This is a genomic window from Pseudomonas sp. R32, from assembly GCF_009866705.1.
Lineage (GTDB): Bacteria > Pseudomonadota > Gammaproteobacteria > Pseudomonadales > Pseudomonadaceae > Aquipseudomonas > Aquipseudomonas donghuensis.
In genome coordinates this window covers 321,125-341,201 of the sequence record NZ_CP019396.1, presented here as the reverse complement: position 1 = coordinate 341,201, position 20,077 = coordinate 321,125, and the positions used below count along the sequence as shown (strand labels likewise).

The following is a 20,077-nucleotide window of genomic DNA, read 5'->3' as shown; positions in this document are numbered from 1 at the left end:
GCCTGCGCCTCAGCTGTCGAGCCACCAGTCGAGCAGGGTTTCGTCCTCGTCATCGTCGAGGTTGCGGTAGATGTTGGCGTAATACCACTCGACGCCGGTGCACTGGCGAAAGCGGTCGAACACTTCACGGATGGCTGCAAAACCGTTACGCGCGGGGATGGCCAGGGTCAGGTTGCCCTTGTAGCGACCATCCAGAGTACCGCCGAGCAGCGTCTGCACTTCGTCTTGCAGTGTGTCGACAGCCCCCTGGGGCAAGTCGTCGGCATAGATATGAATGCAGAAGTTGCCACCCCGCTGCAGCACTTCGGCGCGCTGCTCCGGGTGGTTGATACGGATGGTATCGCCACGCGCCAGGTCGAGGGCCAACCCTGGTGACGACAGCAGCTCAAAGGTATTCGCATCGATCTGACGGACCGGCACGCTCTCGAATACCGGTTCGCCATTGGATCGGGAATCGACAAAAATGCGGATATGCGCTGAATGCTGGCAATCCATCGGGCACTCCATGGCCTGTGTACAAGGCGTACATGCTAAACCATTCAACATGTAGGTGCGGGCGTAACCCGCGAACGACCGCAGACCGGTCGCAACTCTCGGAGCTTTCATGACTGATCCACTACTCATCCCCTGCCCCCACTGCAACGGCCTCAACCGCATCCCCGGCGAACGCCTTGGCGACAGCCCGAAATGCGGCCGCTGCAAGAACCCGGTCCTGCTGAGCACGCCGTTTGATTTGAAACAGGGCGACTACGCCAGCCAGATCAAGGGCGACCTGCCGTTGCTGATCGATGTCTGGGCCGATTGGTGCGGGCCATGCAAGTCGTTTGCGCCGATCTTCGCGCAGGCGGCCAGCCAGCTCAGCGGGCGCTGCCGCCTGGCCAAGCTGGACAGCGAGGCCAACCAGCAACTGGCCGGGCAATTGGGGATTCGTTCGATTCCCAGCCTGATCCTGCTCAGAAACTGCCGGGAAGTGGCGCGCCAGAGCGGTGCATTCCCACTCCAGCAACTGCTGGAATGGTTGCGCAGCCAGGGCGTCTAGACGCCTTCTTCGAGCAGGGCGTGCAGTTCAACGAACTGCTGGGTCAGCTTGTGCCGCGGCTCCAGATGAATCAGCGGCAGGCTGGCCTGGTGTGATTCACGCATCTTCACCGAGCTGTTGAGGTATACCGGCAGCACCGGCAGCCCCTCGGCGATCAACTCGTCAAGCATCTGCTGGGGCAGGCTGGCGCGGGCCTGGAACTGGTTGACGACAATGCCTTCGACCCGCAGTTCTTCGTTGTGATCGTCCTTGAGCTCGTCGATCTCGGCCAGCAGCCCGTACAGCGCCTGGCGCGAGAAACTGTCGCAATCGAAGGGGATCAACACTCGATCAGCCGCGATCAACGCAGAAACAGCATAGAAGTTAAGCGCTGGCGGAGTATCCAGGTAAATCCGGTCATAGTCCTCGTCCAGCTCATCCAGCAGTTTGCGCAGCTTGTTGATCTTGTGCTTGGCCTCAAGCTTGGGCTGCAGGTCAGCCAGCTCGGCGGTGGCGGTCACCACATGCAGGTTGTCGAACGGTGTTTCGTAGATATCGACCTTGTTCTTTTTCGCAAACGGCCCGGAAGACAGGGTCTGCTTGAAAAAGTCGGCAATGCCCATGGGAATGTCCTCGCCGGTAAGGCCGGTAAGGTACTGGGTCGAGTTGGCCTGGGCATCCAGGTCGATCAACAGGGTTCGATAGCCTTCATTGGCACTCACCGCTGCCAGGTTGCAGGCAATGCTCGACTTGCCGACGCCACCTTTCTGATTGAACACCACGCGCCGCATGGAATGACCTCCGTGTGTCTGGGGATGACCGAGTATGTGTGCGAAGGGTTCGCTTGACCAGCACCGTTGGGCTCAAGTTGACGAGGAATCGACCGACAACCCATAACCTCCGTTGGTCGGGAAAAACCTGACTGATCTGACGAAGCTGAACAATCGAGGTCTGTTTCAAGCCGGAGTATTTGTAACCAGCATTTGCTACACGCCGACAGCACCGGGATAATGCGCGCCACTCGGCGATTGCGCCACACCCCTGTCAGGTCGTTGTTGCGAGTTACTCCCTCGGCAAGGAAGTCCCTCAGGGCGGGAAGTACAACAAAGTGATCACATTCAATATCAGCCAGTGGCGCGCGTGGGCACCAGGCCTGCAGACGGCTGCCGATTGGCAGGCCTGGAGCCAGGCAAAGCACTTGCCGGCAGAGGCTGAACAGGCACCGGATGTGTCGTTTTTACCAGCCATGCAGCGTCGTCGCCTGAGCCGCCTGGCGCGCATGGCCTTTGCCGTGGGCTGGCCGCTGGCCGAGGGTTTGCAGGATGTGCCGCTGGTGTTCGTTTCCCGGCATGGCGAAACCCCGCGTACCTTCGAGATCCTCAGCGACCTGGCCAATGAGCAACCGCTGTCGCCAACCCAATTCAGCCTGTCGGTACACAACGCGGTGATTGGCTTGTGGTCGATCATGCGGGGCGAAACCAGTGAGATGACCGCCCTGGCTGCTGCCGGTGACGGTTTCGAACAGGGTGTGCTGGAAGCTGCTTGCCTGCTGGGCGAAGGCGCTCCGGCGGTGCTGCTGATTGTTACTGAAGAGCAGCCGCCCGCGGCTTACGGCCCGAGGATTGATGACGTGCCCTTCGCCTATGCGCTGGGCCTGCTCCTGACACCAGGCGATGAATGGCAACTGCACCTTGGCGATAACGCCGGCGCTGTACCTTCGAGCGAACCCCATGCCTTGAGCTGGTTGCGTTGCCTGCTCAAGGGCGACAGCACTTGTACCCACACCTGGAAGAGCCGCACATGGAACTGGCAACGCAAGCCATAAGCAGACCGCGCGACGCCTATTACTGGCGCCTGCTCGCTACCGCCGTCAGCTTTCTGCTGTTCGGCGTCGGCGGCCTGTGCCTGCGCCTGCTGGTCTTCCCGCTGCTGGCCGGCCTGCCCGGCGATGCCGCACGCCATCGCCAGCGCGCCCGGCACACCATCAGCTGGCTGTTCTGGCGCTTCATTCGCTTCATGGCCGCCAGCGGCGTGCTCACCTATGAAATCAAGGGCGCCGAAAAGCTCGGCCGCCCGGGGCAGATGATCATCGCCAACCACCCGTCGCTGATCGATGTGGTGTTTCTCATCGGCCTGGTGCGCCAGGCCAATTGCGTGGTCAAGCAAAGTCTCTGGCACAACCCGTGCACCCGTGGCCCGGTGCGCTCGGCCGAGTACATCAGCAACGACGGCAGCATGGACATGCTCGACAGCGCCGTGGCGGCGCTGCAAGGCGGCCAAACCCTGATCATCTTCCCCGAAGGCACGCGCACCCAACCCGGCCAGCCGCCTGCCTTTCATCGCGGCGCGGCGGCCATTGCCCTGCGCGGTGCGAACATCATCACCCCGGTCACCATCAAGGTCGCCCCCAGCACCTTGACCAAGGCCGAACCCTGGTACCGCATACCCCAGCGCCGGGTGCATTTCAACTTGCAGGTCGGTGCCGACATCGACCCGCAGGCCTTCGCCGCACAAGGCCCTGCCCCGCAGGCCTCGCGCAAACTCAATGAACACCTGCATCAGCACTTCACCAAGGAGCTCGCCGAAGATGAGCGATCCACAGAACACCCTTAACCACGACATCAAGCTGTTGATCATCGACGCCCTGGGCCTGGAAGACATCAGCGCCCAGGACATCGGCGACGAGCAGACCCTGTTTGGCGAAGGCCTGGGCCTGGATTCGGTGGACGCCCTCGAACTCGGCCTGGCGATCCAGAAGAAGTACGGCATCAAGATCGACGCCGATGCCAAGGACACCCGTAACCATTTCACCAGCGTGGCCAGCCTTGCGGCTTTCGTCACCGCTAAACAGGCAGCCTGAGACAGCACCATGCAAACCCGCGAAGACATTTTCAACACCCTGCGCGACGCCCTGGTCGAACTGTTCGAACTGGATCCGGCCAGCATCAGCCTGGAGTCGAACCTGTACCAGGACCTGGAAATCGACAGCATCGACGCCGTCGACCTGATCGATCACATCAAGCGCCAGACCGGCAAGAAAATCGCCGCCGACGAATTCAAGGCCGTACGTACCGTCAATGACGTGGTCGAGGCGGTGTACCGCCTGGTCAACTCTGCGGCATGAAACGCCTGATCGGCCTCGGCCTGCTGCTGGCCGGTCTGCTGTACCCCTTTGCGGTGCATTTTGGCATGGCCCACTTTGCCCCCTGGCAGTTTGGCCTGTTGCTCGGCGGCCTGTGGCTGGCGCGCGCCTTGAGCGAACCGAGGCGGCCCGGCGGGCACTGGATGGCCGTAGCCGCGATTGCCTTCTGCGCGTTGCTGGCGCTGTTCAACAGCCCGCAGCTGCTGCGTTGGTACCCGGTGCTGATCAGCGCGTTCATGCTCGGCCTGTTTGGCCTGAGCCTGAAATTCGGCCCGCCGGTGGCCGAGCGCCTGGCGCGGCTGCGTGAGCCGGAACTGCCTGCCGTGGCGATCCACTACACGCGCCAGGTGACCAAGGTCTGGAGCCTGTTCTTCCTGGCCAACGGCCTGGTCGCCGCCGCCCTGACCCTGTGGGCGCCGCTGAGCTGGTGGACCCTGTACAACGGCCTGATCGCCTACGGGCTGATGGGCCTGCTGTTTGCCATTGAATGGCTGATAAGACAACGCGTGCGAGGACGCTCATGAAATGGATTGCCCTTGAGCAACTGCTGCACCCGGCCGATGCGCCGCGCACGGTGAGCTTCGGCCCGGCGCTGGACCACGCGAGCCTGTGCCAGCAAGCCCTGCAAGTGGCCGCCGGCCTCCAGCTGCGTGGCGTGAAGCGCATTGCCGTGCACCTGGAAGACGCCGCACAGCTGGCCGTCGCCCTGCTCGGCGCCTGGCGTGCCGGCGTGCAGGTGCTGCTGCCTGCCGACCTGCAAGCCCAGACCCGCCAGCGCTGGCTCGGCGAGGTCGAGCTGTGGCTGAGCGATCAGCCACAAGACACCACGCTGGAGGCCCTGTTCGAAGCGCCGCTGGCCGCTGCCGACCTGAGTCTGGACCAGTGCCGGTTGAGCCTGTGCACCTCCGGCTCCAGCGGTGAACCCAAGCGCATCGACAAGAGCCTGCGCCAGCTGGCCAATGAGGTGCAGGCCCTGGAACAGCTGTGGGGCAAGGACCTGGGCGCTGCCTGCATCATCGGCAGTGTCGCCACCCAGCATATCTATGGCTTGCTGTTTCGCGTGCTCTGGCCGCTGTGCGCCGGGCGCCCGTTCGTGCGTCGCCAGTTGCCCTTCCCGGAAGACCTGCAGCGCGCCAGCCGCGAGCACCCGGCCTTTGCCTGGGTGGCCAGCCCGGCGCTGCTCAAGCGCATGGGCGACAACCTCGACTGGCCAGCGTTGAGCCCGGTGCGCCGGGTGTTTTCCTCCGGCGGCGAACTGCCGGCCAGCGCCGCCCAGGCCTTGCACCAGCGCCTGCAGCAATGGCCAACGGAAATCCTTGGCAGCTCGGAAACCGGCGGCATCGCCTGGTGTCAAGGCGACAGCCTGTGGCAGCCATTTGCCGAGGTGCGCCTGAGCCAGAACCAGGACGGTGCACTGCGCATTGAATCGCCTTACCTGCCGCCCGGTCATATCGAACAAAGCGCCGATGCCGTCGAGTTTGCTGCTGATGGGCGTTTTCGTTTGCTCGGGCGCCTGGACCGCATCGTCAAACTGGAAGAAAAACGCATCTCCCTGCCGATGCTGGAGCAGGCCCTGATCGAGCACGCCTGGGTCGAGGACGCGCGCCTGGGCGTGATCCAGGAAAACCGCGCCAGCCTCGGCGCCCTGCTGGTGCTCAGCGCAGTTGGCCTGTACGCCTTGCGCAACCAGGGCCGCCGCGCGCTCACCGAAGGCTTGCGTCAGCACCTCAGCCAGCACTGCGAAGCCCTGGCCCTGCCCCGGCGCTGGCGCCTGCTGCGGCAATTGCCGTTCAACGCCCAGGGCAAACTGCCCCAGGCCGAACTCCAAGCCCTGTTGCTGGCGCCCCGGCCGAAAGGCCCGGAAGTGCTCAGCCAGGCCGAGGTGGATGGCGAGCTGCAGCTACAACTGGCAGTGTCGGCGGACCTGGCCTATTTCAACGGTCACTTCCCGCAGACCCCGGTGCTGCCAGGCGTGGTCCAGGTCGACTGGGCGCTGGCCCTGGGACAACAATTGCTCGACCGGCCGCGCCAGTTCGCCGGCATGGAAGTGCTGAAATTCCAGCAACTGGTGCGCCCTGGCGACCCGCTGCAGCTGACCCTGCGTTTCGATGCCGAGCGCGGCAAGTTGTACTTCGCCTACAGCAACGCCGGGGTGCCCTGCTCCAGTGGCCGCATTGTGCTGGAGGCCATCGGTGAATAAGCCCTGTGCGGTAATCCCGGTGTACAACCACGAACTGGCCGTGCCCGCGGTGGTTGCCGACCTGCTCGCCGCCGGCCTGCCCTGCGTATTGGTCGATGATGCCAGCAGCCCGGCCTGCGCCACCGTGCTGCGCCAGCTGGCCGAGCACCAGCAGGTGTTCCTGGTGCAACTGCAGGTCAACCAGGGCAAGGGCGGCGCAGTCATGGCCGGCCTGCGCGAAGCCGCGCGCCTGGGCTTCAGCCATGCCTTGCAGGTGGACGCCGACGGCCAGCATGACCTGGCCGATGTCAGCCGCTTTCTCGAACAGTCGCAGGCTTATCCACAGGCGCTGATCTGCGGTTATCCACAGTACGACGCCAGCGTGCCCAAAGGCCGTCTGTACGCGCGCTACCTGACCCATGTATGGGTGTGGATCAACAGCCTGTCGCTGCAGATTCCCGATTCGATGTGCGGTTTTCGGGTCTATCCGCTGCCACCGACCCTGGCGCTGATCGACGCGGTGAACCTCGGCAAGCGCATGGACTTCGACCCGGAGATCCTCGTCCGCCTGGCCTGGCGCAACCAGCCGATGCGCTGGCTGCCGACCAAAGTGCATTACCCGGCCGATGGCCTGTCGCACTTTCGCCTGTTCCACGACAACGCGCTGATCTCGAAGATGCACACCAAGCTGTTCTTCGGCATGTTGCTGCGCGCCCCGGCAATCCTCTGGCGGCGGTGGCAGGCATGAGCAGTCGCGAACAACACTGGGCCGCACACCAGGAGCGCGGCAGCTTCTGGCTGATGAAACTGACCGCCTTGGGCATCAAGCTGCTCGGCCGGCGCCTGCTCAGCCCGGTGCTGTATGCCATCGTCCTGTATTTCTTCCTGTTCGGTCGCCGTGCCCGGCAGAGCATCTGGCAGTACCAGCGGCGCCTGGCCGACTGGAGCGGGCAACCCCGTCTGCGCCCCAGCCACCGTCGGGTGTTCGGCCAGTTCATGGCCTTCGCCGATGCCTTGCTGGACAAGCTCGATGTGTGGAACGGCAAGCTGCGCCTGGAGCAGATCGAGATCGTCGACCCGGGCAAACTGCACACCCAGCTACGCGCCGAGCGCGGGCAGCTGCTGGTGGGTGCGCACCTGGGCAACCTTGAAGTCTGCCGCGCCCTGGCCGAGCTTGGCGAGCAAGTGACCATGAACGTGTTGGTGCATACCAAGCACGCCGAGCGCTTCAATCGCCTGCTGGGTGAATCGGGGGCGAGCAACCTGCGGCTGATCCAGGTCAGCGAGCTGGACCCGGCGATCATGCTGCAACTGAGCCAGCGCCTGGACCGCGGTGAATGGCTGGCGATTGCCGGCGACCGCGTGCCGCTGCATGGTGCGCGCACGGTCGAAGTGGATTTCCTCGGCCACCGCGCCGCCTTCCCGCAGGGCCCGTGGCTGCTGGCCGGGCTGCTCAAGTGCCGGCTCAACCTGTTCTTCTGCCTCAAGCAGCAAGGCCGCTACCAGGTGATCCTCGAACCCTTCGCCCAGGCCATCGAGTGGCGCCGCGGCCAGCGCGATCAGGTGATCGCCGACTGGGCCGGGCGCTACGCCGAACGCCTGGGCCACTATTGCCTGCAAGCGCCGCAGCAATGGTTCAATTTCTACCCTTTCTGGAAGACCGATGACGATGCATCCGCATAAGCCCGTGACCTTCGGCGCGCTGCCGTTGGCAATCGAAGACGTCCTCGCCCTGGCCCACCGCCAGGCCGAAACCCGCCTGCAGGACGACAGCGAATACCGCGCGCGGATTGCCCGTGGCGCGCAGTTCCTCGACTCGCTGCTGGACAAGGAAGGGGTGATCTACGGGGTGACCACCGGCTACGGCGACTCGTGCGTGGTGGCAGTGCCGCTGGAGCATGTCGAGGCCCTGCCCAAGCACCTGTACACTTTCCATGGCTGCGGCCTGGGCCAGTTGCTGGATGCGCCGGCCACCCGCGCGGTGCTGGCCGCCCGCTTGCAGTCGCTGTGCCACGGCGTCTCTGGCGTGCGCATCGAGTTGCTGGAGCGCCTGCAGGCGTTTCTCGCCCATGACATCCTGCCGTTGATTCCCCAGGAAGGTTCGGTGGGTGCCAGCGGCGACCTGACGCCGCTGTCCTACGTTGCCGCAACCCTGTCCGGCGAGCGCGAAGTCATGTACCGCGGCGAGCGCCGCAGCGCCGCTGACGTACACCGTGAGCTGGGCTGGCAGCCGCTGGTGCTGCGGCCCAAGGAAGCCCTGGCGCTGATGAACGGCACTGCGGTAATGACCGGCCTGGCCTGCCTGGCGTTCGCCCGTGCCGATTACCTGCTCAAACTCGCCACGCGCATCACCGCGCTGAACGTGGTTGCCCTGCAAGGCAACCCGGAGCACTTCGACGAGCGCCTGTTCGCCGCCAAGCCGCACCCGGGGCAGATGCAGGTGGCCGCCTGGTTGCGCCAGGACCTGGCCATCGACGCGCCGACTGCGCCGCTGCACCGCCTGCAGGACCGCTACTCGCTGCGCTGCGCTCCGCATGTGCTGGGCGTGCTGGCCGACAGCCTGGGCTGGCTGCGTGGTTTTATCGAGACCGAACTGAACAGCGCCAACGACAACCCGATCATCGACGCCGAAGCCGAACGCGTGCTGCACGGCGGGCACTTTTATGGTGGCCATATCGCCTTCGCCATGGACAGCCTGAAGAACCTGGTGGCCAACGTTGCCGACCTGCTCGACCGCCAGCTCGCCCTGCTGGTCGACGTGCGCTACAACCACGGCCTGGCGAGCAACCTGTCGGGCGCCAGCGCCGAGCGGGCGATGCTCAACCACGGCTTCAAGGCCGTGCAGATCGGCGCCAGCGCCTGGACCGCCGAAGCCCTGAAAAACACCATGCCGGCCAGCGTGTTCTCGCGCTCCACCGAATGCCACAACCAGGACAAGGTGAGCATGGGCACCATCGCCGCCCGCGATGCCCTGCGGGTGCTGGAGCTGACCGAACAGGTCGCCGCCGCCACCCTGCTGGCCGCCAACCAGGGCGTCTGGCTGCGCAGCCGCGAAGCCGACGCCCGCGACCTGCCGCCGGCCCTGGCCGAGATGCATGCAGCGTTGCTCGAAGATTTCGCCCCGGTGATCGAAGACCGCGCGCTGGAAAGCGATCTGCGCCGGTGCCTGAGCCGTATTGCCGAACAACACTGGAGGCTGCATGCGTAGTCAGGGAGTGCTGCACGTTGATACCGAAGTGCTGGTGCCATTCTTCGATGTCGACAGCATGCTGGTGGTCTGGCACGGCCATTACGTCAAATACCTCGAGGTAGCGCGCTGCGCGTTGCTCGACCGCCTCGAACACAACTACCTGCAGATGCAGGCCTCGGGCTTTGCCTGGCCGGTGATCGACCTGCAGTTGCGCTATGTGCGCGGCGCCACCTTCGGCCAGCGCCTGAACGTGCGCGCCAGCCTGGTGGAGTGGGAGAACCGGCTGAAGATCAATTACCTGATCAGCGATGCCGCCACCGGCGAACGCATGACCCGCGCCAGTTCCGTGCAGGTCGCCGTCGACATCGCCAGCGGCGAGATGCAACTGGCGTCGCCACAGGTGATGCTCGACGCAGTGAACCAGGTGCTCAAATGAAAACGCTATTGCGTAGCCTGCTGTGCATCGGCCTGCTTGCCAGTTGCACGCTGGCCCAAGCCTTTGGCCTCGATGAGCTGAGCAAGCAACTGGGCGAACCTGCGGTCATCAAGGGTCCGTTCATCCAGGAAAAACACCTGCGCGCCCTGCCGCAGCCGCTGGTCAGCAAAGGCCAGTTCGTTCTGGCCCGTGACCATGGCCTGCTGTGGCTGCTGCAAACGCCGCTCAAGCAGGACTACCGCCTCAACGCCCAGGGCATCGCCCGCCGCGACCCGTCCGGCTGGCAGATGCTGCCGGGCAAGAGCGCCGGCGCCGAGCAGAACCGCCTGTTCTTTGCCGTGCTGCAAGGCGACAGCAGCGGCCTGCAGCGTGACTTCGAGCTGAGCCTGCAAGGCGACGCCGGGCACTGGCAGCTGCGCCTGACCCCGCGTTCGCTACTGCTCAAGCAGGTGTTCAGCCAGATCGATATCGATGGCGGGCGCTATGTCGAACGCATCCAGTTGCTGGAAACCCAGGGCGATAGCACGGTACTGCGCATGCCAGCGAGCAGCAGCGCCAGCCTGACCGACACGGAGCGCCGCGATTTTGCCGAGTGAGCGCCTGTTGCCACGACTGTTTTTACTGTTGTTGATCGCCGTGCTGGCCCTCGCGGGGTGGCAGTGGCACCGCGCTGCGCCTTTGTCTGCAGACCTGATGACGCTGGTGCCCGGCGCCACCCAGGACCCGCTGGTGCAGCGCGCCGAGCAGCGCATGCAGGAGCCGCTGAACCGCGAAATGCTGGTGCTGGTCGGCCATCCCCAGCGTGAGCAGGCCATCGCCCTGGCCCAGCGCCTGGCTGAGCAATGGCAGGCCAGCGGCGTGTTCGAGAAGGTTCAGTGGAGCCTGCAGACCGACCTGCAGGCGTTGCGCGAGCAGCTGCTGCAAGGGCGCCTGGCGATGCTCTCGCGCGCCGACCGCAACAGCCTGGTCGACAACCCGCAAGGCTTTATCGAGCAACGCGTACAAAACCTCTACGACCCCTTTGCCGGCTTTAGCCTGGTGCCGAGCCAGGACGACTGGCTGGGCCTGACCGGACGCATCCAGAACAGCCAGCCACGTCCTGCCGCGGTGCAACTGGACACCGCCAGCGGCGCGCTGGTGGCTGAAGCGGACGGGCAGCACTGGGTGCTGCTGCGTGCCCGCACCCTGGGCAATGCGTTCGATATGCAACTGCCCCTGCAAGTCGCCGACCTGCTCGCCAGCAGCCGGGTTGAAGCCGGGCAGCACGGCGCCCGCCTGCTGGCCGCCAGTGGCTTGCTGTATGCGGCCAACGGCCAGCGCCAGGCCAGCCAGGAGATCACCTGGGTCGGCGGCGGCGCCACGGTCGGCATCCTGCTGCTGTTGCTGCTGGCGTTCCGCCGCCTGCGGGTACTGCTGGCCTTCGTTCCGGTGCTGGTCGGCATGCTGTTTGGTGCGGTGGCCTGCGTGGCGCTGTTCGGCCAGATGCACGTGATGACCCTGGTGCTCGGCTCGAGCCTGATCGGCGTGGCCGTCGACTACCCGCTGCACTACCTGTCGAAAAGCTGGAGCCTGCGCCCCTGGCGAGCCTGGCCGGCTTTGCGGCTGACCTTGCCGGGCCTGAGCCTGAGCCTGGCCACCAGTTGCATCGGCTACCTGGCACTGGCCTTCACGCCGTTCCCGGCGCTGACCCAGATTGCCGTGTTTTCCGCCGCCGGCCTGCTCGGCGCCTACCTCAGCGCCGTTTGCCTGCTGCCGGCACTGCTCAAAGGTATCGAGCTGCAGCCTGCGCAATGGCCGTTGGGCATTGCCCAGTGGCTGGTGGACCTGCGTCAGAAACTGCTGAACAAGGTGCCAAGCGCCATCCTGCTCGGCCTGCTGATGCTGTTCTGCGCTGCGGGCCTGTGGCAGCTGGACAGCCGCAACGATATCCGCCAGTGGGTCGGCAGCCCGCCGCAATTGCTCGAAGAAGCCCAGGCCGTGGCGCGCATTACCGGCTACCAACCCACCAGCCAGTTCTACCTGGTGCGCGGCGCCGACCAGAGCCAACTGCTGGCACGCCTGCAAAGCCTCGGCACACGCCTGGACGAGCTGGTCGAAACCGACAAGCTCAAGGGCTACATGGCCCTCAGCCAACTGGTCGCCAGCCCAACCGAGCAGCAACAGGCACGCGACGCGCTGGGCAGCCTGCCGCTACAACCGCTGCTGGCCCTGGGCGTGCCGCAAAGCGCGTTACAGGCTGAACTGGCGAAAGTCCAGGCACTGCCTACCCTCGACATCGATCACGCCCTCAGCGGCCCGCTGGGCGAACCCTGGCGCACCTTGTGGCTGGGTGCGGACGGCCAGGGCGTCGCCGCCATCGTCAGCCTGCAAGGCTTGAACGATCCGGCGTTGCTGCGCCTGCAGGCCGAAGATCTCGACGGCGTGCAACTGGTGGACCGCCTCGGTGACCTCAACCGGGTGTTCGCCGCCACCCAGGTCAGCGCCGCCGAGCTCAAGCTGTTGTCGTGCGCGCTGATCGTGGTGTTGCTGATCCTGCCGTTCGGCCTCGGCGGTGCCCTGCGCATCGTCGCCCTGCCGTTGCTCGCCGCGCTGTGCAGCCTGGCTTGCCTGGGCTGGCTGGGCCAGCCGCTGACCCTGTTCAGCCTGTTCGGCCTGCTGCTGGTGACCGCCATCAGCGTCGACTACGCGATCCTCATGCACGAGCAGATCGGCGGCGCCGCCGTCAGCCTGCTCGGCACCCTGCTCGCAGCCACCACCACCTGGTTGTCGTTCGGCCTGCTGGCGGTGTCGAGCACTCCGGCGGTGAGCAATTTCGGCCTGGCGGTCAGCCTGGGCCTGGCCTTCAGTTTTGTCCTCGCACCCTGGGCGGCCACCGGGCACAAGGAACAGGCGGCATGAGTATCGCGTTGCTCTGGGCCCTGGCCCTGGTGTTGTTCTGGATCGTCAGTGAGCTCGGCCGGCGCCTGGGGCTGATCCCGATTGTCAGCCAGTTGCTGCTGGCAACCCTCGGCCTGCCACTGCTGATGTTGTTCTGGGTCGAGCCCCACTTGCAGCTCAGCGGCGCCGCGCTGGTGGCACCGGCCTGGCTGAAAACCCTGTATGGCCTGAGTTTTGCCCTGCTGCTGGGGCATATTCTTGCTGACGTCGTGGAGCTGAACGTCGACCGCCAGAGCCTGAAGATCGCCCTGCCGAGCTTCCTCGTGCCCTTTGCCTGTGGCCTGGCCTGTGGCGCGTTGTTGCTGCCCGAGCAGCCCTGGCTGACCACCCTGGCCCTCGGCCTGGTTTTCGCCATCACCGCCATCCCGGTGCTCTACCTGTACCTGCGCAACATCGACTACCCACCCGCCGCAACCCGCCGGCTGATGCAGTCGGCGATCCTCATCGACCTGACCTGCTGGCTGCTGTTCGGCCTCGGCAAGGGCAGCCTCGAACCCGTGAGCCTGTTACTGCCGCTGCTCGCGGCCTGCCTGCCGTTGCCGCTGTACGCCCTCGGTGTGCGTCGGCCCTGGGTCTACAGCCTGGGCTTTTTCGGCCTGCTGTTCGTCGCCGAACACTACCGGCTCAACGCGCTGATCTTCGGCATCGGCTACCTGTGCTGCCTGGCCTGGCTCAAGTTGCCGCTGCGCATGCCGTTATCGGACCTGTGGATAAAACGCCTGCAGAACGGCATTGCAATCCCGCTGATCCTGACCTTCGGCATCATCCAGATCGATGTACACAACGTGCTACTGGGCTTCGATGCCATCCAGTTGAGTGCCCTGCTGCTGTTGCCGATCGTCAGCAAGCTGCTCGGCAACTGGCTGGGCCTGTGCTGGGCGACGCCGTCGTTCGCCGGCGCGAGCAAATGGCGGGAAAGCCTGCTGCTCAATATTCGCGGCTTGAGCGAGATCGTCTTTCTCAACCTGCTGCTGCAACAACAGTTGATCAGCCCGGCGCTGTACTTCGCGCTGATGCTGATGAGCCTGGTCGCCACGCTGATGCCCGCGCTGGCCGGCCTGCACCGGATTCCATTGAAGACTGCCCAACCGGCAAGGAGGCCTTATGCCGAACCCTGAACTGCAACAACGGCAGGTATTGATTATCGGCGCCGGCCCGTCCGGCGCCATCGCCGGGGCCTTGCTCAAGCGCAACGGCCACGACGTGCTGATCATCGAGCGCCAGCGCTTCCCGCGTTTTTCCATCGGCGAAAGCCTGTTGTCGCATTGCATCGACTTCGTCGAAGAAGCCGGCATGCTCCCGGCCCTTGAAGCGGCGGGTTTCCAGCGCAAGAACGGCGCGGCCTTCGCCTGGGGCGATGAGTACAGCGCCTTCGATTTCGGCGACACCTTCAGCAATGGCAAGCCGAGCACCTTCCAGGTTCAACGCGCCCAGTTCGACCAACTGCTGGCCGACCAGGCCGAGGCCCAGGGCGTTGAAATCCGCTACGAAGAAGAGATCATCGCCGCCGACTTCGAGCGCCCGCGCCCGCAGGTGCGCGTGCGCCGCCTGGATGGCAGCGAGTACTGCGTCGAAGCCTCATTCGTCCTCGATGCCAGCGGCTATGGCCGCGTGCTGCCGCGCCTGCTGGACCTGGAAGCACCGTCGAACTTCCCGGTGCGCCAGGCGGTGTTCACGCATATCGAAGACCGCATCGACCACCCGGCCTTCGACCGGGAAAAGATCCTCATCACCACCCATCCGCAGCACCGGGATATCTGGTTCTGGACCATTCCGTTCAGCAACGGCCGCTGTTCCCTGGGGGTGGTCGCCGCCGCCGAGCACTTTGCCGCCGCGCCGGCCGACCTGGATGCCTGCCTGAAGGACTTCGTCGCCCAGACCCCAAGCCTGGCCAAGGTCCTGGCCAACGCCGTGTGGGACACCCCGGCGCGGACCATCGGCGGCTACTCGGCCAACGTCAAGACCCTGCACGGCCCGGGCTTCGCCTTGCTCGGCAACGCCGCAGAATTCCTCGACCCGGTGTTCTCCTCCGGGGTGACCATCGCCATGCGCTCGGCGAGCATGGCCGCCGGCGTCCTGCACCGCCAGTTGCAGGGCGAAGGCGTCGATTGGCAGAGCGAGTTCGCCGAGCCGCTCAAGCGTGGCGTCGACACCTTCCGCGCCTACGTTGAAGGCTGGTACAACGGCAGCTTCCAGGACGTCATCTACCACCCGGCCAGCTCGCCGGAAATCCGCGCGATGATCAGCTCGATCCTGGCCGGCTACGCCTGGGACCAACGCAACCCGTTCGTGGCCGAACCCAAGCGGCGCCTGCGCATGCTCGCCGAAGTCTGTGCCAGGACGTCGGCATGAAATTCCTCAGCGACAGCTACGTCGAGGAAACCCGTTTCGGCTTCTGGTTCCTGCGCAGCCATACCTGGCAGCATCATGTGCTGCGCGTAGCAATCAACGACCTGCGCCGGCTGTTCGACCAGGCACCACCCCGTGCCCCCGTGCTGCTCGATGCCGGCTGCGGCCAGGGCAAGTCGTTCCAGTACCTGCAGCAGGTGTTCGCCCCCGCCCGGTTGCTGGGTACCGACGCCGACCCGCACAGCCTTGAACTGAGCCAGGCCGAGGCCGGCCGCCTGGGCCTGAACGTCGAGCTGCGCGGCAGTGACTGCGCGGCGTTGCAGTTTGCCGACAGCAGCGTCGATATCCTCTTCTGCCACCAGACCTTCCACCACCTGGTCGAGCAGGAAAAAGCCCTGGCCGAGTTCTACCGGGTACTCAAGCCCGGTGGCTACCTGCTGTTTGCCGAGTCCACCGAAGCCTACATCGACACCTGGGTGATTCGCTGGCTGTTCCGCCACCCCATGCACGTGCAGAAAAGTGCCGAACAGTACCTGCAGATGCTCCGCGACCAGGGTTTCGAATTTGGCGCGCAGAATGTCTCTTACCCGTACCTGTGGTGGAGCCGTTCCAGCGACTTCGGCCTGCTCGAACGCTTTGGCCTGTGCAAGCCGCCACCGGTCGGCCAGCGCGAAGAGACCCTGGTCAACGTGGTCGCCCGCAAACCCTTGAACCCAGCCGAGCCGAGTGCATGAAACGCCTGTTGCTGATCCTCGCCTTCGCCCTGCTGAGCGCCTGCGCCAGCCGTGCGCCGCTGCCCGTGCAGTTACCGCCGCTGAGCCTGCCGCTGCAGTTGCACATCCAGCGCGAACAGGCCGGGCAGCGACAGGACTGGTTGCTGGTGATCCAGCGCGAGGACACCAACCTGCGCTGGTCGCTGCTGGATCTGCTGGGTATTCCGCAAGCCCGGCAGTTGCTCGATCAAGGCCAGTGGCAAGCCGACGGCCTGCTACCGCCCAACCCGGCGGCCCGCGAACTGTTCGCTGCCCTGCTGTTCGCCCTGACCCCTGCCGAACAGCTGCAACAGCTCTATCCCGGCGCCCGCCAGCTAGGCCAGCAGCGCTGGCTGGGTGAACGCTGGCGCGTCGACTACCGACAAGCCGACGACTTCACCTTGAACCTCGACCGGGGCCTGCGTTATCTAGTCAGCCCACTACCCAGCGAGAACACGCCATGACCGCTTATCTCAATGCCCTGGGCCTGGTCTGTGCCCTGGGGCGCGGCCAGGCCGACGTTGCCCGCCGGCTGTTTGCCGGCGACTGCTCAGGCATGCGTGTGGAGGACGGCTGGGTACCGCAACGCGGTCTGCCGTTGGCGGCCGTACAAGACAAGTTGCCAAGCTTGCCCGCCGCGTTGCAGGCCCATCACAGCCGCAACAACCAACTGCTGTACGTCGCCTGCCTGCAGATTGGTGCAGCGATCGAAGCGGCCATCGCCCGCTTTGGCCGCCAGCGCATCGGCATCGTCCTGGGCACCAGCACCTCGGGCATCAAGGAAGCCAGCGACAGCATCGCTCACTACCTGCGTGAGCAGCAGTTCCCGCCGAGCTACGACTACGCCCAGCAGGAGCTCAGCGCCCCGGCCAACTTTCTCGCCGACTGGCTGCAGCTGAGCGGCCCGGCCTATGTGATTTCCACCGCCTGCACCTCCAGTGCACGGGCCTTGATGAGTGCCCGGCGCCTGTTGGACCTGGGGGTGTGCGACGCGGTGATCTGCGGTGGTGTGGATAGCCTGTGCAAGCTGACCCTCAACGGCTTCACTGCCCTGGAAGCAGTCAGCGCCGAGCGCTGCAACCCGTTCTCGGTCAACCGCAACGGCATCAACATCGGCGAAGCCGCGGCGCTGTTTCTGATGACCCGCGAAGCCAACCACGAAGGCGCCAGCATCGCCCTGCTCGGTGCCGGTGCCAGCTCGGACGCGCATCACATCTCCGCCCCCGAGCCCAGCGGCAAAGGCGCCTTGCAGGCGATGCGCAAAGCGCTGGACAATGCCCGCCTGCAACCTGCACAGATCGACTACCTGAACCTGCACGGCACCGCCACGCGGCACAACGACGCCATGGAAAGCCTGGCCGTGCATGAACTGTTTGGCAGCCAGCTGGCCTGTTCATCGAGCAAGCCGATGACCGGGCATACCCTGGGTGCCGCTGGCGCCCTGGAAGCCGCGTTCTGCTGGTTGAGCCTGGCCGCCGACAATACCGAAGGGCGCTTGCCACCGCATGTCTGGGATGGTGTGGATGACCCACAACTGCCGGCCCTGAACCTGGTCGATGCCAGCCAGCGCCTGCCGGCCCAGGGCCCGCGACGCCTGATGAGCAACTCGTTCGCCTTCGGTGGCAACAACGTCAGCCTGATTCTCGGAGACACCCCATGATCACCTGGCCACTGGCCGAACTGCTGCCCCATGCCGGCGACATGATCCTCATCGATCAGGTCGAGTCCTTCGATGAAGAGCAGATCCATACCCACCTGACCGTGCGCCCCGGCGGCCTGTTCAATCGCGCCGACGGCAGCCTGCCGGCCTGGGTCGGCATCGAGCTGATGGCCCAGAGCGTGGCCGCCTACGCCGGTTGCCGCGCGCGCCAGCAAGGCCAGGCGGTGGCGCTGGGCTTTTTGCTCGGCACGCGTAAATTCGAATGCAATGTCGAACATTTCCCTGCCGGTGCCCACTTGCGCATCCATGCCCTGCGGTCGCTCGAAGACGACAACGGCATGGGGGTGTTCGAGTGTCACCTGCGTGGCCCGGGCATCCATGCCACGGCCCGTTTGAATGTTTTTCGCCCGCCACAGGCGGCCAGTTACCTGGCCGAAGCGGGCCCAGAGGAGTCCCCCCATGACTGATACCATCCTGGTCACCGGTTCCAGCCGAGGCATAGGCCGGGCCATCGCCCTGCGCCTGGCGCGGGCCGGTTTCGACCTGGTCCTGCATTGCCGAAGCGGGCGCAACGAAGCCGACGCCGTTGCAGAAGAAGTCCGGGGCTTGGGCCAGCAAGCCCGCGTGCTGCAGTTCGACGTTGCCGATCGCGCCGCTTGCGCCGCCATCCTTACTGATGACGTTGAAACCCACGGCGCCTACTACGGCGTGGTCTGCAACGCCGGCCTGACCCGCGACGGCGCCTTCCCGGCCCTCACCGAAGAAGACTGGGACCAGGTACTGCGTACCAACCTCGACGGCTTCTACAACGTTCTGCACCCGCTGATGATGCCGATGATCCGTCGGCGCAAAGCCGGGCGCATTGTGTGCATCACCTCGGTTTCGGGGATGATCGGCAACCGCGGCCAGGTCAACTACAGCGCTTCCAAAGCCGGGGTGATCGGTGCGGCCAAGGCCCTGGCGATCGAGCTGGGCAAGCGCAAGATCACCGTCAACTGCGTCGCCCCGGGGCTGATCGACACGGCCATGCTGGATGAACACGTGCCGGTCGAAGAGCTGCTGAAAATGATCCCGGTGCAGCGCATGGGCACCCCGGAAGAAGTCGCCGGCGCAGTGAATTTCCTCATGTCGGCCGAAGCCGCCTACATCACCCGCCAGGTGCTGGCAGTCAATGGAGGCCTGTGCTGATGAAACGTGTAGTCGTCACCGGCATGGCCGGTATCACCTCGCTGGGCAGCGACTGGCAGAGCATCGCCGGCAACTTCGCCAGCAACCGCAGCGGCATCCGCCGCATGGACGAATGGGACCGCTTCGAAGAGCTCAACACGCGCTTGGCCGGCCCCATCGATGACTTCAAGGTGCCCGCCGGCTGGACCCGCAAGCAACTGCGCAGCATGGGCCGGGTCTCGCGCCTGGCCGTGGCGGCAGCGCAGAACGCCCTGCGCGATGCCGGCCTGCTCGATGACCCGTCGATCCGCGATGGGCGCATGGGCGTGGCCTGCGGTTCGTCCACCGGCAGCACCGACGAGATCAAGGCGTTTGGCAACATGCTGCTCAACTCGGTGGCCGAGGGCCTCAACGCCAACTCCTATGTCCGGATGATGCCGCACACCACGGCAGCCAATATCAGCATTTTCTTCGGTCTCACCGGGCGCCTGATCCCCACCTCCAGCGCCTGCACCAGCGGCAGCCAGGGCATCGGCTACGCCTATGAAGCGATCAAGTTCGGCCGCCTGCCGCTGATGCTCGCTGGCGGCGCCGAAGAGCTGTGCCCGACCGAGGCCATGGTCTTCGACGCGCTGTACGCCACCAGCCTGAAGAACGATGCCCCGCACAGCAGCCCCAGCCCTTACGACAGCGGCCGCGACGGCCTGGTGATCGGCGAAGGCGGCGGCATGCTGGTGCTCGAAGAGCTGGAACATGCCCAGGCCCGCGGCGCACACATCTACGCCGAGATCGTCGGCTTTGGCAGTAACGCCGACGGCCAGCACACGACTCGCCCGGAGCAGGCGACCATGCGCCGGGCCATGGAGCTGGCACTGCAAGACGCCAACCTGGCGCCGGAGGCCATCGGCTATGTGAACGGTCATGGCACCGCCACCGAGCAGGGCGATATCGCCGAAACCCTGGCCACCAGCAGCCTGTTTGGCCCACGCATGCCGATCAGCTCGCAAAAAAGCTTCCTCGGCCACACCCTGGGCGCTTGCGGCGCGCTGGAGTCCTGGTTCAGCATCGAGATGATGAACAGCGACCGCTATGTGCACACCCTCAACCTTGAGCACATCGACCCGCGCTGCGGCGAGCTGGACTACTTGTGCGGCGAGTTTCGCAGCATGAGTCACGACTATGTGATGAACAACAACTTCGCTTTTGGCGGGGTCAACACCTCGCTGATTTTCCGTCGCTGGACCTGA

General features: G+C 65.2%; 23 protein-coding genes. 21 read left to right on the top strand and 2 right to left on the bottom strand.

Going from position 1 to position 20,077, the window contains the following annotated elements:
* Positions 1-9: 9 nt before the first annotated feature.
* Entirely contained in the window at positions 10-495 is a 486-nt protein-coding gene (locus tag PspR32_RS01530; protein WP_159388007.1) for a DUF4265 domain-containing protein, read from the bottom strand.
* A gap of 109 nt (positions 496-604) precedes the next feature.
* On the opposite strand from PspR32_RS01530, the gene trxC reads away from it, so the two are divergent.
* Positions 605-1,039, top strand: coding sequence for a thioredoxin TrxC (gene trxC, locus PspR32_RS01525; RefSeq protein ID WP_159388006.1), 435 nt, complete (start codon positions 605-607; stop codon positions 1,037-1,039).
* Here the strand turns inward: trxC and PspR32_RS01520 are convergent.
* Positions 1,036-1,809, bottom strand: coding sequence for a ParA family protein (locus PspR32_RS01520; RefSeq protein WP_010222266.1), 774 nt, complete (start codon positions 1,807-1,809; stop codon positions 1,036-1,038). The two genes, trxC and PspR32_RS01520, sit on opposite strands and share 4 nt — an antisense overlap.
* 317 nt (positions 1,810-2,126) lie before the next feature.
* On the opposite strand from PspR32_RS01520, the gene PspR32_RS01515 reads away from it, so the two are divergent.
* The 20 genes from PspR32_RS01515 to PspR32_RS01420 are packed head-to-tail and all read left to right on the top strand — an operon-like array spanning position 2,127 to position 20,077.
* Complete coding sequence (locus tag PspR32_RS01515; protein WP_010222265.1) at positions 2,127-2,843, top strand: beta-ketoacyl synthase chain length factor; 717 nt, start codon at positions 2,127-2,129, stop codon at positions 2,841-2,843.
* Positions 2,819-3,631, top strand: coding sequence for a lysophospholipid acyltransferase family protein (locus PspR32_RS01510; RefSeq protein WP_010222264.1), 813 nt, complete (start codon positions 2,819-2,821; stop codon positions 3,629-3,631). The genes PspR32_RS01515 and PspR32_RS01510 overlap by 25 nt, the downstream gene beginning before the upstream one ends.
* Positions 3,606-3,878 carry a phosphopantetheine-binding protein gene (locus tag PspR32_RS01505; RefSeq protein WP_010222262.1) on the top strand — a complete coding sequence of 91 codons (273 nt, stop codon included), beginning with the start codon at positions 3,606-3,608 and terminating at the stop codon, positions 3,876-3,878. Before PspR32_RS01510 ends, PspR32_RS01505 begins: the two co-directional genes overlap by 26 nt.
* A 9-nt stretch (positions 3,879-3,887) precedes the next feature.
* On the top strand, positions 3,888-4,142 hold the full coding sequence (locus tag PspR32_RS01500) for an acyl carrier protein (protein WP_010222261.1): 255 nt from the start codon (positions 3,888-3,890) through the stop codon (positions 4,140-4,142).
* On the top strand, positions 4,139-4,684 hold the full coding sequence (locus PspR32_RS01495) for a membrane protein (RefSeq protein WP_010222260.1): 546 nt from the start codon (positions 4,139-4,141) through the stop codon (positions 4,682-4,684). The genes PspR32_RS01500 and PspR32_RS01495 overlap by 4 nt, the downstream gene beginning before the upstream one ends.
* Positions 4,681-6,360 (top strand): acyl-CoA synthetase family protein, encoded by a 1,680-nt coding sequence (locus PspR32_RS01490; protein WP_159388005.1) that lies wholly within the window; start codon positions 4,681-4,683, stop codon positions 6,358-6,360. The genes PspR32_RS01495 and PspR32_RS01490 overlap by 4 nt, the downstream gene beginning before the upstream one ends.
* Complete coding sequence (locus tag PspR32_RS01485; RefSeq protein WP_010222257.1) at positions 6,353-7,087, top strand: glycosyltransferase family 2 protein; 735 nt, start codon at positions 6,353-6,355, stop codon at positions 7,085-7,087. The genes PspR32_RS01490 and PspR32_RS01485 overlap by 8 nt, the downstream gene beginning before the upstream one ends.
* A complete protein-coding gene (locus PspR32_RS01480; protein ID WP_010222256.1) occupies positions 7,084-8,022 on the top strand; it encodes an LpxL/LpxP family acyltransferase in 939 nt (312 codons plus the stop codon). The genes PspR32_RS01485 and PspR32_RS01480 overlap by 4 nt, the downstream gene beginning before the upstream one ends.
* The gene (locus tag PspR32_RS01475; protein ID WP_026001259.1) at positions 8,003-9,547 is read left to right on the top strand and encodes an HAL/PAL/TAL family ammonia-lyase; all 1,545 of its coding nucleotides are present in this window, start codon (positions 8,003-8,005) and stop codon (positions 9,545-9,547) included. The genes PspR32_RS01480 and PspR32_RS01475 overlap by 20 nt, the downstream gene beginning before the upstream one ends.
* Positions 9,540-9,965, top strand: coding sequence for an acyl-CoA thioesterase (locus PspR32_RS01470; RefSeq protein ID WP_010222254.1), 426 nt, complete (start codon positions 9,540-9,542; stop codon positions 9,963-9,965). Before PspR32_RS01475 ends, PspR32_RS01470 begins: the two co-directional genes overlap by 8 nt.
* Entirely contained in the window at positions 9,962-10,561 is a 600-nt protein-coding gene (locus PspR32_RS01465; RefSeq protein ID WP_159388004.1) for an outer membrane lipoprotein carrier protein LolA, read from the top strand. Before PspR32_RS01470 ends, PspR32_RS01465 begins: the two co-directional genes overlap by 4 nt.
* Positions 10,551-12,863, top strand: a complete 2,313-nt coding sequence (locus tag PspR32_RS01460) for an MMPL family transporter (protein ID WP_159388003.1) — start codon at positions 10,551-10,553, stop codon at positions 12,861-12,863. The genes PspR32_RS01465 and PspR32_RS01460 overlap by 11 nt, the downstream gene beginning before the upstream one ends.
* On the top strand, positions 12,860-14,020 hold the full coding sequence (locus tag PspR32_RS01455) for a hypothetical protein (RefSeq protein WP_010222251.1): 1,161 nt from the start codon (positions 12,860-12,862) through the stop codon (positions 14,018-14,020). The genes PspR32_RS01460 and PspR32_RS01455 overlap by 4 nt, the downstream gene beginning before the upstream one ends.
* Positions 14,007-15,254: an NAD(P)/FAD-dependent oxidoreductase gene (locus PspR32_RS01450; RefSeq protein ID WP_159388002.1), complete on the top strand. Its 1,248-nt coding sequence runs from the start codon at positions 14,007-14,009 to the stop codon at positions 15,252-15,254. The genes PspR32_RS01455 and PspR32_RS01450 overlap by 14 nt, the downstream gene beginning before the upstream one ends.
* Positions 15,251-15,985, top strand: coding sequence for a class I SAM-dependent methyltransferase (locus PspR32_RS01445; protein WP_100782622.1), 735 nt, complete (start codon positions 15,251-15,253; stop codon positions 15,983-15,985). Before PspR32_RS01450 ends, PspR32_RS01445 begins: the two co-directional genes overlap by 4 nt.
* On the top strand, positions 15,982-16,467 hold the full coding sequence (locus PspR32_RS01440) for a hypothetical protein (protein ID WP_010222248.1): 486 nt from the start codon (positions 15,982-15,984) through the stop codon (positions 16,465-16,467). Before PspR32_RS01445 ends, PspR32_RS01440 begins: the two co-directional genes overlap by 4 nt.
* The gene (locus tag PspR32_RS01435) at positions 16,464-17,663 is read left to right on the top strand and encodes a beta-ketoacyl-[acyl-carrier-protein] synthase family protein (RefSeq protein ID WP_159388001.1); all 1,200 of its coding nucleotides are present in this window, start codon (positions 16,464-16,466) and stop codon (positions 17,661-17,663) included. Before PspR32_RS01440 ends, PspR32_RS01435 begins: the two co-directional genes overlap by 4 nt.
* Positions 17,660-18,130, top strand: coding sequence for an ApeP family dehydratase (locus PspR32_RS01430; protein WP_010222245.1), 471 nt, complete (start codon positions 17,660-17,662; stop codon positions 18,128-18,130). Before PspR32_RS01435 ends, PspR32_RS01430 begins: the two co-directional genes overlap by 4 nt.
* A complete protein-coding gene (gene fabG / locus PspR32_RS01425; RefSeq protein WP_010222244.1) occupies positions 18,123-18,851 on the top strand; it encodes a 3-oxoacyl-ACP reductase FabG in 729 nt (242 codons plus the stop codon). The genes PspR32_RS01430 and fabG overlap by 8 nt, the downstream gene beginning before the upstream one ends.
* Entirely contained in the window at positions 18,851-20,077 is a 1,227-nt protein-coding gene (locus tag PspR32_RS01420; RefSeq protein WP_036995405.1) for a beta-ketoacyl-ACP synthase, read from the top strand. The genes fabG and PspR32_RS01420 overlap by 1 nt, the downstream gene beginning before the upstream one ends.

Bases quoted from the DNA above. Each gene is read 5' to 3' on its own strand.
- PspR32_RS01475 (WP_026001259.1), top strand. From the start codon at position 8,003: ATGACGATGCATCCGCATAAGCCCGTGACCTTCGGCGCGCTGCCGTTG.
- trxC (WP_159388006.1), top strand. From the start codon at position 605: ATGACTGATCCACTACTCATCCCCTGCCCCCACTGCAACGGCCTCAAC.
- PspR32_RS01440 (WP_010222248.1), top strand. From the start codon at position 15,982: ATGAAACGCCTGTTGCTGATCCTCGCCTTCGCCCTGCTGAGCGCCTGC.
- PspR32_RS01455 (WP_010222251.1), top strand. From the start codon at position 12,860: ATGAGTATCGCGTTGCTCTGGGCCCTGGCCCTGGTGTTGTTCTGGATC.
- PspR32_RS01420 (WP_036995405.1), top strand. From the start codon at position 18,851: ATGAAACGTGTAGTCGTCACCGGCATGGCCGGTATCACCTCGCTGGGC.
- PspR32_RS01510 (WP_010222264.1), top strand. From the start codon at position 2,819: ATGGAACTGGCAACGCAAGCCATAAGCAGACCGCGCGACGCCTATTAC.
- PspR32_RS01495 (WP_010222260.1), top strand. From the start codon at position 4,139: ATGAAACGCCTGATCGGCCTCGGCCTGCTGCTGGCCGGTCTGCTGTAC.
- PspR32_RS01470 (WP_010222254.1), top strand. From the start codon at position 9,540: ATGCGTAGTCAGGGAGTGCTGCACGTTGATACCGAAGTGCTGGTGCCA.
- PspR32_RS01500 (WP_010222261.1), top strand. From the start codon at position 3,888: ATGCAAACCCGCGAAGACATTTTCAACACCCTGCGCGACGCCCTGGTC.
- PspR32_RS01490 (WP_159388005.1), top strand. From the start codon at position 4,681: ATGAAATGGATTGCCCTTGAGCAACTGCTGCACCCGGCCGATGCGCCG.
- fabG (WP_010222244.1), top strand. From the start codon at position 18,123: ATGACTGATACCATCCTGGTCACCGGTTCCAGCCGAGGCATAGGCCGG.
- PspR32_RS01450 (WP_159388002.1), top strand. From the start codon at position 14,007: ATGCCGAACCCTGAACTGCAACAACGGCAGGTATTGATTATCGGCGCC.
- PspR32_RS01520 (WP_010222266.1), bottom strand. From the start codon at position 1,809: ATGCGGCGCGTGGTGTTCAATCAGAAAGGTGGCGTCGGCAAGTCGAGC.
- PspR32_RS01480 (WP_010222256.1), top strand. From the start codon at position 7,084: ATGAGCAGTCGCGAACAACACTGGGCCGCACACCAGGAGCGCGGCAGC.
- PspR32_RS01430 (WP_010222245.1), top strand. From the start codon at position 17,660: ATGATCACCTGGCCACTGGCCGAACTGCTGCCCCATGCCGGCGACATG.
- PspR32_RS01465 (WP_159388004.1), top strand. From the start codon at position 9,962: ATGAAAACGCTATTGCGTAGCCTGCTGTGCATCGGCCTGCTTGCCAGT.
- PspR32_RS01505 (WP_010222262.1), top strand. From the start codon at position 3,606: ATGAGCGATCCACAGAACACCCTTAACCACGACATCAAGCTGTTGATC.
- PspR32_RS01445 (WP_100782622.1), top strand. From the start codon at position 15,251: ATGAAATTCCTCAGCGACAGCTACGTCGAGGAAACCCGTTTCGGCTTC.
- PspR32_RS01530 (WP_159388007.1), bottom strand. From the start codon at position 495: ATGGATTGCCAGCATTCAGCGCATATCCGCATTTTTGTCGATTCCCGA.
- PspR32_RS01435 (WP_159388001.1), top strand. From the start codon at position 16,464: ATGACCGCTTATCTCAATGCCCTGGGCCTGGTCTGTGCCCTGGGGCGC.